The following is a 12819-nucleotide window of genomic DNA, read 5'->3' as shown; positions in this document are numbered from 1 at the left end:
CTGCGGGCCGGCAGCCTCGACCTCGCCCTGCTGGCGTCGGCGCCGCCGTTCCGGCCGCCGGACACCGAATCGCCACCGCTGGTGCTGCGCACTCTCGTCGAGCGCTCGCTGTACCTCGCGGTGCCCGCCGCCCATCCGCTGGCCCGCGCCGAGTTCGTCGACGTGGCCGACCTGCGCGGGCAGCGCTGGATCGCCGGTTCCTCCTCCGGCGAGGACCGGCTCATGGGTGTGTGGCCTGGGCTCGACGAGCGGCCCGAGATCGCCCACACCGCCCGCGACTGGCTGGCCAAGCTCCAACTGGTCGCAGCCGGCTGCGGGTTGACGACCGTGTCCGCCTCCCTAGCCCCCGCCGTCCCGCCGGGCGTACGCGTCCTGCCGGTACGCGGCGGACCCCAGGAGCAGCGGCGGCTACTGCTGGCGCGGCTTCCGGGGGCACCCACCGAGGCGGTCACCCGGGTGGCGTCCGCCCTCCGTCTCGCCGCGCTCGACGCCGGGGACGCGCCCTCCGGAGAAGGCGGCACAGCAGCGATGTGATGCAGGTCACATTAACTCGTTCGAGCTTCGGCGTAATGCAAAGGGCACCTGCGAGGTCGTACAGGCACACGGTAATCCGGCCGACCTCAGACCCGCAGCGGAGACCGACCATGGACATCACCCTCGAACAGCCCACCCGAGCCCGGCTGATCACGGCGGACGACACCGAGCTTCCCGTGTCCGCCACGCTCCGCTACCTCGCCTCCGACCCCCTGGCCGTGCACCTCGACTTCCCGCCCGAGGTGTCCCTCGACGGCGACGGCGTCACCTGGACCTTCGCCCGGGCGCTGCTGGAGGAGGGGCTGCGGCGGCCGGCCGGCAGCGGGGACGTGCACCTGTGGCCGTGCGGCCTGGCCCGTACGGTCCTGGAGTTCCACTCGCCGTACGGACTCGCCATGCTCCACTTCCACACCCCGGCGCTGCGCCGCTTCCTGCTGCGGACGTACGACGTGGTGGCCACCGGGCAGGAGGACATGGACGCGGTCGTCGACCAGGGGCTGAGCGCTCTGTTCGGGAGCGTCTGAGGGCAACTCGGCGTCAGGACGACGGCTTTGACTTTTGTTCACCTCCACCTAACCGCGCAGGTATGGACCTTGGCGATCACCCCGTGCACCCTTGCGCGCGGTGTGCCGCTCGGGCACGCCTGTGACGAGGGCGGAGCGCATGACACCGATCAGCCGAAGAGGCTTCGTGGGGCTCGGTGCCACCGTGGCGGCGGGCATGGCCATGGGCACCGGTGCGCGGCCTGCGGTCGCGGCGCAGCAGGCGGCGACAGGCACGATCTCGGACGTGAAACACGTGGTGATCCTCATGCAGGAGAACCGCAGTTTCGACCACTACTTCGGGCGCCTCAAGGGCGTCCGCGGCTTCGACGACCGCAGCGGCGTCACGCTCAGCGGCGGCTACCCGGTCTTCAACCAGCCCAACGGCGGCGGCCGTCAGTACCCGTGGAAGCTGAGCGCCACCCCCGCCGCGGGCGGTCAGGACGGCGAGACCCTCGCCCAGTGCAACGGCGACCTGCCGCACTCCTGGTCCTCACAGCACTCCGCGTGGAACAAGGGCCGCCTCGACAACTGGGTCTCCGGCGTCGGCAACGTCCGCTCGCTCGGCTACCTCGACCGGGCCGACATCCCGTTCCACTATGCGCTCGCCGACAACTACACGATCTGCGACGCCTACTTCTGCTCCACCCTCAGCGCGACCGGCCCCAACCGCACCTACTTGTGGAGCGGCAAGGTCGACTCCTCCAGCTACGACGGCGGTGACGAGTCCGGCCTGACCTGGCAGACCTACGCCGAGTCCCTGCAGAACGCCGGAGTGACCTGGAAGGTCTACCAGAACGCGGCGGACAACTACGGCGACAACGCCTGCGCCTACTTCAAGACCTTCACCAACTCCAAGGCGGGCAGCCCCCTTTACGACCGAGGCATGTCCTCCGTCCCTTCCGCCACCGGCTCGACCCCCGACGACATCGCCGCCGCCATCAAGGCCGACGTCCTCGCGGGCACCCTCCCGCAGGTCTCCTGGGTGGTCCCCAACCAGGCCTTCTCCGAGCACCCTTACGCTCCGCCCGGCGACGGCGCCCACTTCATCGGCCTCGTCTACCAGGCCCTCGCCGCCGACCCGGACGTCTTCGACTCGACCGTCCTGTTCCTCAACTACGACGAGAACGACGGCTACTTCGACCACGTCCCGCCACCCGTCCCACCCGCCGGCACCGACGGCGAGTTCCTCAACGGTGTCCCGTACGGCTTCGGCTTCCGCGTCCCGATGATCGTCATCTCGCCCTGGACCCGCGGCGGTTGGGTCTCCTCCGAGGTCTTCGAGCACACCTCGGTGCTGCGCTTCCTGGAGACCTGGACCACGGCCCTCGGCAAGCCGGCCGCCTGCCCCAACATCAGTACCTGGCGCCGCAAGGTCAGCGGCGACCTGACCGGCGTCTTCGACTTCGCCAACCCGGTCCACGGCTCGGTATCGCTGCCTGCGACCAGCGTCATCGGTATCTCCACCTGCGGCCCGCTGCCCAACCCGGCGCCGACGAACAACGCCCTGCCCGCGCAGGAGACGGGCACCCGGCCGGCCCGCGCGCTGCCCTACCAGCCGAACGGGTACCTGGACCACCTGGAGTTCGGGTCGAGCGGCAAGATCCTCGCCTGGTTCGCCATGGCCAACCAGGGCGGCGCCGCCAAGAGCGCCGCCCATCTCTCCATCCACCCCAACGCCTACCGCGACACCACGCCCTGGCAGTACACGATCGACCCGGGCGGCACCGCCTCCGACTTCTTCAACATCGGGGCGGGCTACGGCAGCGGCAAGTACGACCTCTCCATGGTCGGCCCCAACCGTTTCCTGCGCCGCTTCCAGGGCGACGCCACGAAGGCGGGCAAGTCCGTCGAGGTGAGCACCCGTTATGCCGTCGAGTCGGGCACCGGCAAGCTCGCGATCTACTTCAAGATGACCAACTCGGGCTCCGCGTCGGTGAAGTTCACCGTCACCTCCAACCACTACCGCGATGACGGGCCGTGGAGCTACACGGTCGCCGCCGGCGCGTCGACGGAGGATTTCTTCAACGCCGTGGCGTACCAGGGCGGTTGGTACGACTTCACGGTCACCGTCGACTCCGACGCGACCTGGTCGCGCCGGTTCACCGGGCATTTGGAGTCGGGCATGGCGAGCATCAGCGGCTGAGGCAGGCGTACAACTCCGGTGTCAGCGGCTGATGTCGGTGTACAGGTCCGGGCGCGGGGCGAGTCGGACGGTCACCCGACCGCCGCTCTCCAACGCCCGGACCCCGGCCTCGGCGACCACGGAGGACGCGTAGCCGTCCCAGGCGCTCGGGCCGGTGACCTGGCCCTGCCGGGTGGCGTCGACCCAGGACTGCACCTCGCGGTCGTAGGCCTCCGCGAACCGCACGAGATAGTCCAGCGGTACGTCCTCGTGCGCGCTGCCCCGGGTGGTGACGACCATGGTGTGGTCCTCGCCGATCCGGGCGCCGCCCGCCTCGCACACGGCCTCGCAGCGCACCTGGTAGCCGAAGCCGCTGTTGACGAAGACCTCGACGTCGACCAGGGCGCCGCCCTCGGTCTCGAAGAGCACGAGCTGCGGGTCGATCAGACCCTCCGGGGCGTTCGCCGACGAGCGCGGGCTGAGCACCGTCACCGCCGTGAGTTCCTGCCCGAGCAGCCAGCGGGCCGCGTCGATCTCGTGCGAGACCGAGCTGTCGATGAGCATCGCCGAGGTGAAGTAGGGCGGCGACGACACATTGCGGTGGGTGCAGTGCAGCATCAATGGGCGCCCCAACTGTCCGCTGTCCAGCAGGGACTTGAGGCGCTGGTACTCCGCGTCGTAGCGCCGCATGAAGCCGACCTGCGCCAGCCGCCGTCCGAGTCGCGCCTCCGCCTCCACCACCCGGAGCGCCCCTGTGGAGTCGGGCACCATGGGCTTCTCGCACAGCACCGGCAGCCCGCGCGCGAAGGCCGCGAGCAGCGCCTCCTCGTGCGCGGGACCCGGCGAGGCGATGAGCACCGCCTCGACCCCCGGGGCGTCCAGCGCGGCCACGGAGTCCTCGTGCACCGTGACCGCGTCCAGACCGGCCGCCGCCTCCTTGGCACGTTCGGTGTCCGGGTCGGCCACCGCGGCGACCCTGGCGCCGCTCACCACCTGGTCGAGCCGTCGTATGTGGTCGGCTCCCATGTGTCCCGCACCCAGCACGGCCACGCCCAGCAGGTCACCCACGTGTGCTCTCCCTCTACGTCGACGATCACGCCGTAGCGTACGCCGCAGAGGGAGGCGTTTTCAGGGGCGGAGGGACGGGTTCAGTAGCGCAGCACGCCCGCGATGCCGTCCGTGTCGGTGAGGGTGCCGTCGGGGACGAAGCGGACGTCGGCGCCGGTCTCCAGGCACTGTTCGACGATCTCGTCCACGATGTCCTCGCGGGCGTCGAGGTCGCCGCTGTCGGCCGGGACCAGGTGGTCGCCGTGGTCGTCGCGGACCGTGACGCGGTAGTTCTCCTCGACGGCCAGCAGCCGGACCCGGCCCTCGCGGGCGTTCTGCCAGACCTCGTCGACGCCGGCCGCGAACTCCTTGCGCCCGCGCGCCGATTCGAGCTCCCGGGTCACCGTGACGGTGTTCTTGCGGGCCTCCGCGTCGACCAGTGGCCGTACGGCCTGCCACACCGCGTCGGGCGTGCCGTGTGCGAGACCGCCGTGTGGGATGTGGACCGCGTCCTTGGTGGCACTGCCCACCTCGTCCAGCGCGGACAGGGCGGCCTGCTCGCCGGTGATGTAGAGCGGGCGCCGGTGCTCGCGCAGGATCCGGCCCATAGCGGTGTCGGCCTCGCGCAGGAAGTGCCGGGTGTCCTCGTCGCGGAAGGTGCTCGGGATGTCGCCGATGCGCTCCTGGCGCTCGGCGTCGAAGTTGTCCCGGTGGTCGCGGGTGAGCGGGAAGCCGCCGGTGTGGGCTTCGGCGACCCGGTCGACACCGCCGTTCCACAGCGTGACGCGGTCGGCGGAGACCGAGAGTACCCAGAACGGCCGCTCGGAGGCCTGCGCGGAGACGAGATTGCGGGTGAGGAAGGTGTCGGAGAGCACCACACGTTCGGGCACCGACCTGGCGAGGGACCACACTTGGTGCTCGCCCGGCGCGGCGAAGATCACCAGACCGTCCTCGGCGTGCGCCAGGTCGACCTCGGCGAGGGCCTGGTCGAGCTGACGGGAGACGTCGATGCGCCGCTCCCGGGGGATCGCGGGATCTGCCTCCAGCTGCTTCTTGGCCTCGGCCAGCACATTGCGCAGCCGGACCGGATCCTGGGTGTTGTCGGGCTCGCGACGATGCGTCGGGGTGAGCACGGAGACCGCGGGGTAGGGGCGCGGGCGCCGCAGTTCGGTCAGGGTGGCGGGACTCAGTGCGTGCTCCATAACAGCACGATAGGGCCGATCGGCCGATGGGGCATATGGGGGAAGCCCGCCAGGCAATTGGGGCAATTAGTTGCTAACGTCCCTCGGGTGACGCAAGCCGCCACTGCCGACACCCGGACCACGGCCGCCAAGCTGAGCCTGCCGACGCTGACCACCATGGTGGTCGGCTCCATGGTCGGGGCCGGGGTTTTCTCGCTCCCGCGCCGATTCGCGCAGGAGACGGGCGTGGCCGGCGCCCTGATCGCCTGGGCCGTCGCCGGTACCGGGATGCTGATGCTGGCCTTCGTCTTCCAGACCCTCGCGGTCCGCAGACCCGACCTCGACGCCGGTGTCTACGCCTACGCGAAGGCCGGTTTCGGCGAATACCTCGGCTTCTTCGCCGCGTTCGGCTACTGGGCCAGTGCCTGCGTCGGGAACGTGACGTACTGGGTGCTGATCATGTCGACGATCGGCACCATCGCACCCTCGCTCGGTGAGGGCGACACCGTCCTCGCGATGGTCCTCTCCTCGGCCGGACTGTGGCTCTTCTTCCTGCTGATCAGCCGCGGTGTGAAGGAGGCGGCGGCCATCAACCGGATCGTCACCGTCGCCAAGGTCGTACCGATCCTCGTCTTCGTCGTCCTCGCGCTCTTCTACCTCAAACCCCATGTCTTCGCCGAGAACTTCGGCGGCGCCGACTACGCGGGCTCCCTGTTCCAGCAGGTCAAGGGCACCATGCTGGCCACGGTCTTCGTATTCCTGGGTGTCGAGGGCGCGAGCGTCTACTCCCGGCACGCCAGGCGCCGCGAGGACGTCGGCCGCGCCACCGTCCTCGGCTTCCTCAGTGTCTTCGCCGTCTTCGCGTCGGTCACGATCGTGTCGTACGGCCTGATGCCGATGGGCGAGATCGCCGAACTGCGGCAGCCCTCCATGGCGGGCGTGCTGGAGCACGCGGTGGGCACCTGGGGGAAGGTCTTCGTGAGTGTCGGGCTGATCGTCTCCGTGCTGGGCGCCTATCTCGCCTGGACGCTGATGGCCGCCGAGGTGCTGTTCGTCGCCGCCAAGGACGACGACATGCCGCGCTTCCTGAGGAAGTCCACGGCGGCGGACGTGCCCGTGCCCGCACTGGTGATGACCACCCTGCTGAGCCAAGTCTTCCTGGTCGTCACCTACTTCTCCGACGACGCTTTCAACTTCGCGCTGGACCTGACCAGTTCACTGACACTGATCCCGTTCCTGCTGGCCGCAGGCTTCGCCGTACGGATCGCGGTCGCCGAAACCCGGGGCGGGCGGGGCGAGTTGGTGGTCGCCGTGCTCGCCACCGTCTACACCGCGTTCCTCATCTACGCGGCCGGCTTCAAGTACCTCCTCGTCTCGCTCATCATCTACGCGCCCGCCACCTTCCTGTTCGTCAAGGCCCGCAGGGAACAGGGACGTTCGCCCTTCTCGGGCCGCGAACCGGTGATCCTCGCCGTCTCGGTCGCGGGCGCCGTCGTCGGGATCGTCGCCCTGACGCTGGGCTGGATCAGCCTCTGACCTCGCCCTCGACCTCCGGAAAGGTGCGTGCACCGTGACCACTCAAGACACCGTGGACCGACATGAGTACGGCGTCCACTCCGAGGTCGGCAGACTGCGCAAGGTGCTGGTCTGCGCACCCGGACTGGCCCACCGCAGGCTCACCCCGACCAACTCCGACGACCTGCTCTTCGACGACGTGATGTGGGTCGAGAACGCCCAGCGCGACCACGCCGACTTCGTCAACAGACTCCGCGAACGCGGCGTCGACGTCGTCGAGTTGCACGAACTGCTCGCCCAGACCATGACGATCCCCGCCGCCAAGGACTGGCTCCTGGACCGGAAGATCGTCGCGAACGAGGTCGGTCTCGGCCTCATCGACGCGACCCGCGCCTACCTGGAGAGCCTCGAACCGGCCGAACTCGCCAAGTACTTGATCGGCGGCCTCGCCACCACCGACCTCCCCGACGACTACCGCAGCGACTACGTCGCCCTCGCCCGCGAGTCCACCGGCGTCCGCGAATACCTGATGCCACCCCTGCCGAACACCCTCTACACCCGCGACACGACCTGCTGGCTCTACGGCGGCCTCACCCTCAACCCGCTCTACTGGCCCGCCCGGCACGACGAGACCCTGCTGATGAAGGCGATCTACACCTTCCACCCGGACTTCGCGGGCTCCCTCGTCTGGTGGGGCGACCCCGAACTCGACTGGGGCCAGGCCACGTTCGAGGGCGGCGACATCATGCCCGTCGGCAACGGCGTGGTCCTCATGGGCATGAGCGAACGCACCTCGCGCCAGGCCATCACCCAGGTCGCCAAGGCACTCTTCGACCTGGGTGCCGCCGAGCACGTCGTCGTCGCCGGTATGCCGAAGCTGCGCTCCGCGATGCACCTCGACACCGTCTTCACCTTCGCCGACCGCGACCTGGTGACCCTGTACCCGGCCATCATGGACGCCGTCCACACCTTCTCCCTGCGCCCCGGCACCAAGGGACCAGGCATCGACATCGTCGACGAGGGCTCGACCCCGTTCACCGATGTCGTCGCCAAGGCGCTCGGCCTGCCCGCACTCCGGGTCGTGGAGACAGGTGGCGACGTCTACGCCTCCGAGCGCCAACAGTGGGACAGCGGCAACAACGCGGTCGCGCTGGAACCAGGCGTGGTCTTCACCTACGACCGCAACACCCAGACCAACACCCTGCTGCGCAAGGCCGGCGTCGAGGTCATCACCATCGTCGGCGCCGAACTGGGGCGCGGCCGGGGTGGCGGCCACTGCATGACCTGCCCGATCGTGCGGGACCCGGTGGAGTTCTGAAGTGCCGGGCGAACCGGGGATGTTGGTGAACTCTTTGCCCGTGGCCGGTTCTTGACGAGGACCGCCCGGTGGGACGCCGGTCGGCGGATCTCGGGGACGCAAAGCACGGCCGAAAGCGGCGGGGTGGCACGGCCGTTCAGGTTACGGACGTGTTGACCGACCTCGCTGCCGTGACCCACGCTCGACATGTAGGTGCTAGATACAACTGGTTCGGCCGTGGGGGCTCCGCACTTGGAAACGCCCAGGTGATCAGGGCTTGTCCGGCCGACCGGACGCAGGAGGTAACGCATGTGCGGCATTACCGGCTGGGTCTCCTTCGACCGTGAACTGCGCACCGAGGCCGCGACATTGGATGCAATGACCGAGACGATGGCCTGCCGCGGCCCGGACGACCGCGGTATCTGGGCGCAGGGCCCCGCCGCCCTCGGACACCGTCGGCTCGCGATCATCGACCTGCCCCTCGGGCACCAGCCCATGACCGCCGACACGGCGGACGGCACGGTCGCCCTCGTCTACTCGGGAGAGACCTACAACTTCACCGAGCTGCGCCGCCAACTCGCCGACCGGGGCCACCGGTTCGCCACCGACTCCGACACCGAGGTCGTACTGCGCGGCTATCTCGAATGGGGCGACGCCGTCGCCGAACGCCTCAACGGCATGTACGCCTTCGCGATCTGGGACGGCCGCCGCGACCGGCTCGTCATGATCCGGGACCGCATGGGCATCAAGCCCTTCTACTGCCACCCGACCGTCGACGGCGTCCTCTTCGGCTCCGAACCCAAGGCGATCCTCGCCAACCCGCTGGCCCGCGCCAGGGTCACCCTGGACGGCCTGCGGGAACTCTTCACCATGATCAAGACACCTCAACACGCCATCTGGGACGGCATGTTCGAGGTCGAGCCCGGCACCGTCGTCACCGTCGACCGCGCGGGCCTGCGCCGCCGCGCCTCCTGGCAGTTGGAGACCCGCCCGCACACCGACGACCGCGACACCACCGTCGCCACCGTCCGCAGCCTCCTCGACGACATCGTGCGCCGCCAGCTCGTCGCCGACGTGCCCCGCTGCACCCTGCTCTCCGGCGGCCTCGACTCCTCCGCCATGACCGCCATCGCCGCCCGCCAACTCGGCGAGCACGGCGAGAAGGTGCGCAGTTTCGCCGTCGACTTCGTCGGTCAGAGCGAGAACTTCGTCGCCGACCAACTCCGCGGCACCCCCGACACGCCGTACGTCCACGACGTGGCCCGCGCCTCGGGCACCGACCACCAGGACATCGTGCTCGACGCACAGGCCCTCGCCGACCTCGACGTGCGGGCGAAGACGATCCGGGCCCGCGATCTCCCCATGGGCTTCGGCGACATGGACTCCTCGCTCTATCTGTTGTTCCGCGCCATCCGCGACCAGTCCACCGTCGCCCTGTCCGGCGAGTCCGCCGACGAGGTCTTCGGCGGCTACCAGCAGTTCTTCGACGAGGAGGCCCGGCGCGCCGCCACCTTCCCCTGGCTGGTGCGCTTCGGCCGGGACTTCGGGGACGACTCCGACGTACTGCGCACCGACCTGACCGAGGCACTCGACACGGAGTCGTACATCGCCGACGGCTACCGCACCGCCGTCTCCGGCATCCAACGCCTCGACGGCGAGAGCGACTTCGAGTACCGGATGCGGCGCATCTGCCACCTCCACCTCACCCGCTTCGTCCGCGTCCTGCTCGACCGCAAGGACCGCGCGAGCATGGCCGTCGGCCTGGAGGTGCGTGTCCCGTTCTGTGACCACCGGCTCGTCGAGTACGTCTACAACACGCCCTGGTCCCTCAAGTCCTACGACGGCCGGGAGAAGACCCTGCTCAGGGAGGCCACCGCGGACGTCCTCCCGAAGTCCGTGTACGACCGGGTCAAGAGCCCCTACCCGTCCACCCAGGACCCCAAGTACGCCGTCGCCCTCCAGGACCACGCCAAGGACCTGCTCGCCCGCCCCTCCCACCCGGTCTTCGACCTGGTGGACCGCGAGCGGCTGCGGCGGATCGCCCACCGGGACGCGCCCATCAGCACCCAGGCGGGCCGGCGCGGTCTGGAACGCGCCCTCGACCTGGCGCTCTGGCTGGACCTCTACACGCCCGAGATCTCACTCGCCTGAGGTGTCCGGCGCGCAGGAACTCCCGCTGGGCGGCAGCGAGCCGTACAGCAGGAAGTCGTTGACCTTGGTGTGCACACACTTTGAAGACGCGTAACCGGTGTGGCCCTCACCCTTGTTGTCGAGCACCACAGCCGAGGAACCGAGCCGCTGTGCCGTCTCCACGGTCCAGCGGTACGGCGTCGCCGGGTCGCCCCGGGTGCCGACGAGGAGCATCTTCGACGTGTCCACGTTCTTGACGTCGTCGCGGATGTAGTCGGTGCCCTTGGGGCGGCCGTAGCACATCAGCACCTCGGTGAGCCGGTAGCGGCCGAAGACCGGTGACGCGGCCTGGTACTCGGCGCGCAGCCCGGCCAGGTCCTTGGTGATCCGCTCGGCGGTGGGGCGGTCGGGGTCGTCGGCGCAGTTGATGGCCATCAGCGCGGCCGGCAGGTTGTCGAGCGGGACGTTCTGCGCGTCGACGAGGCCGCCGCCCGATTCCTTACCGCCGCTGCGCAGTCCGGGCAGCCCGGACCCGCCGGACGAGAACGCCATCACGGCGCGCGTGTCACCGTCCTCCACCAGCGAGGCGATGGCACGCTCCAGCGTCGGCCACAACTGCTTGCTGTACAGCGCCTGACTGATGGCGCCCACCAGGTCCTGACCGGAGAAGGTGTCGCCGAAGTCCGTCTGCACCGGATCCTGGTCGAGCGAGTCGACGAGTCCTACGACCCGGTCCGGCGCCGACCGCGCGTCCGTGCCGAACGGACAGGCGATGTCCTGCACACACCAGTTGAGGAAGTCCTCCAGCGCGGTCTGCTGCCCTTCGGCGCCCGCCATGCCCTGCTCGGACAGCGGCTCGGTGAGGGTGTCGACGCCGTCGAGCACCAACCGGCCGACCTTCTTGGGGAATTGGGCCGCGTACACCGCGCCGAGCCGCGTTCCGTAGGAGAAGCCCAGGTAGTTGAGCTTCTTGTCGCCGAGGGCCTGGCGCATCACGTCCAGGTCCCGGGAGGCGTTGACGGTGCCTATGTGGGGCAGGACCGGGCCGGAGTACTTGGCGCAGGTGGCCGCCGCCTTCCGCAGCTGCTTGAGGACGACCTTCGGATCGCTGCTGTCGATGTCCGCCGGGTCCTCGTCCGTCGCGGCCGATCCCTGGTCGGTGCCGGCGCCACAACTCACCGGCGAGGACTGGCCGACACCGCGCGGATCGAAGGTGACGACGTCGTAGCCGTTCGTCAGATCCATGAACTCCTTGCCGTCCGAGGCGAGTTCACTGACGCCCGCACCGCCGGGCCCACCGAAGTTCAGCAGCACCGAACCCCTCGACTTCCCGGTTGCCCTGTAACGGGCCAGCGCGAGATCGAGCGTCGCCGCGCCGGGCTTCGCGTAGTCGAGCGGAACGGTGACCTTCCCGCACTGCAGATCCTTGGGCGCGTCCGGGTCCTTGCACGCGGCCCACTTCACCTTCTGCCGGTAGAACCGGGACAGGTCGGGCCGCGGCCCGACGTCGGCCGTGGCGAGCGTGGGCAGCCCCGCGCCGAGCAGTGCCAGCGTGAGGACCCCGGTGAACGCGCAGCGCCGGAACGCGGGCCGCGATGACAGCCTGGCCAGCATCAATGCCTCCAAGGACGCGCTGTGACCGGCGCCCTCGATCACGATAAGCGGCGCTCACGGGGCCCGCCTCCCGACGGGCGGAAGGATGATCGGTGCCGTATTCTGCGCCCGTTCAATAGGCATAAGGGGTTTTCCGACTAATGCTTTTCCGATTGACCGGGGGTGTTGGGAGGTGTTGTTACGAGTAGTTCGATAACCGTGACGCTCGATGGAGTGAAAGGCCGATAACCCATAACTCTGATTGGTGCGCCCACGTTTTATTCGGTGCGGGTGACTGCCCGCGACCATGTCTGGAAGGCAGGGAGCCTATGAAACGGGTTACCCGAAACGGGATGATCGCCGTCGCCGCCGCGTCCGGTGCGATGGCCGCCGCACTGCCGGCGTTCGCCGACTCCGCCGCGGACGGCTCGGCGGCCGGTTCGCCGGGGGTGATCTCCGGCAACACGATTCAGCTCCCGGTGCACGTGCCGGCCAACGTGTGCGGGAACACCGTGAACGTGGTGGGGCTGCTCAATCCCGCCGCGGGCAACAGTTGCGCCAATGCGGGCGGCGGCACGAAGAGCCCCGGCCGGCCACGCGGAGGAGCCTCGGCCCAAGGCCGCGAAAAGGATTCCCCCGGTGTGCTGTCCGGAAACGGAGTGCAGCTCCCGATCCATCTCCCGGTGAATGTCACCGGCAATTCCGTGAATGTCGTGGGCGTCGGTAATCCCGTCGTGGGCAACCGGTCCGTGAACACCTCCGGTGACCACCCCCATCACCCGGCGCGGCCGACCCCCGAGCCGCCGGCACCGACCCCGGCGCCACCGAAGCCGCACCCGCGACCGGGGCCCGCCT

Annotated in this window: 10 protein-coding genes; 7 read left to right on the top strand and 3 right to left on the bottom strand. The window is 69.5% G+C overall.

The window, feature by feature from the left end:
- From R6V09_RS31390 to R6V09_RS31380, 3 genes are all read left to right on the top strand, one after another.
- On the top strand, positions 1-534 hold a 534-nt coding region (locus R6V09_RS31390), incomplete at its 5' end, for a LysR substrate-binding domain-containing protein (RefSeq protein WP_317884843.1).
- A gap of 110 nt (positions 535-644) precedes the next feature.
- Positions 645-1058: an SsgA family sporulation/cell division regulator gene (locus R6V09_RS31385; protein ID WP_317884842.1), complete on the top strand. Its 414-nt coding sequence runs from the start codon at positions 645-647 to the stop codon at positions 1056-1058.
- Positions 1059-1197: 139 nt separating this feature from the next.
- Positions 1198-3222 (top strand): phosphocholine-specific phospholipase C, encoded by a 2025-nt coding sequence (locus tag R6V09_RS31380; protein ID WP_317884841.1) that lies wholly within the window; start codon positions 1198-1200, stop codon positions 3220-3222.
- A 21-nt stretch (positions 3223-3243) separates the two neighbouring features.
- On the opposite strand, the gene R6V09_RS31375 is transcribed toward R6V09_RS31380, so the two are convergent.
- Positions 3244-4269, bottom strand: a complete 1026-nt coding sequence (locus R6V09_RS31375; RefSeq protein ID WP_317884840.1) for a Gfo/Idh/MocA family protein — start codon at positions 4267-4269, stop codon at positions 3244-3246.
- An 80-nt stretch (positions 4270-4349) separates the two neighbouring features.
- Positions 4350-5450, bottom strand: a complete 1101-nt coding sequence (locus R6V09_RS31370; protein ID WP_317884839.1) for a baeRF3 domain-containing protein — start codon at positions 5448-5450, stop codon at positions 4350-4352.
- Positions 5451-5537: 87 nt separating this feature from the next.
- Here R6V09_RS31370 and R6V09_RS31365 point away from each other — a divergent pair, with 87 nt between their 5' ends.
- The 3 genes from R6V09_RS31365 (at position 5538) to asnB (ending at position 10392) form a co-directional block, all read left to right on the top strand.
- Positions 5538-6965 carry a basic amino acid/polyamine antiporter gene (locus tag R6V09_RS31365; protein WP_317884838.1) on the top strand — a complete coding sequence of 476 codons (1428 nt, stop codon included), beginning with the start codon at positions 5538-5540 and terminating at the stop codon, positions 6963-6965.
- Between the two features lie 34 nt (positions 6966-6999).
- On the top strand, positions 7000-8262 hold the full coding sequence (locus R6V09_RS31360) for an arginine deiminase (RefSeq protein WP_317884837.1): 1263 nt from the start codon (positions 7000-7002) through the stop codon (positions 8260-8262).
- Positions 8263-8550: 288 nt separating this feature from the next.
- Positions 8551-10392 (top strand): asparagine synthase (glutamine-hydrolyzing), encoded by a 1842-nt coding sequence (gene asnB, locus R6V09_RS31355; RefSeq protein ID WP_317884836.1) that lies wholly within the window; start codon positions 8551-8553, stop codon positions 10390-10392.
- Here asnB and R6V09_RS31350 read toward each other — a convergent pair.
- Positions 10381-11985 carry an alpha/beta hydrolase gene (locus R6V09_RS31350; protein WP_317884835.1) on the bottom strand — a complete coding sequence of 535 codons (1605 nt, stop codon included), beginning with the start codon at positions 11983-11985 and terminating at the stop codon, positions 10381-10383. The genes asnB and R6V09_RS31350 overlap by 12 nt on opposite strands.
- Positions 11986-12317: 332 nt before the next feature.
- Between R6V09_RS31350 and R6V09_RS31345 the strand changes: the two genes are divergently transcribed.
- Positions 12318-12819: chaplin (locus R6V09_RS31345; protein ID WP_317884834.1), on the top strand; the 502-nt coding region annotated here is incomplete at its 3' end.

Source organism: Streptomyces sp. W16 (assembly GCF_033194735.1).
Classification (GTDB): domain Bacteria; phylum Actinomycetota; class Actinomycetes; order Streptomycetales; family Streptomycetaceae; genus Streptomyces.
Note: the sequence above shows the minus strand (reverse complement) of the source record. Positions and strands in the feature narration are given on the sequence as shown.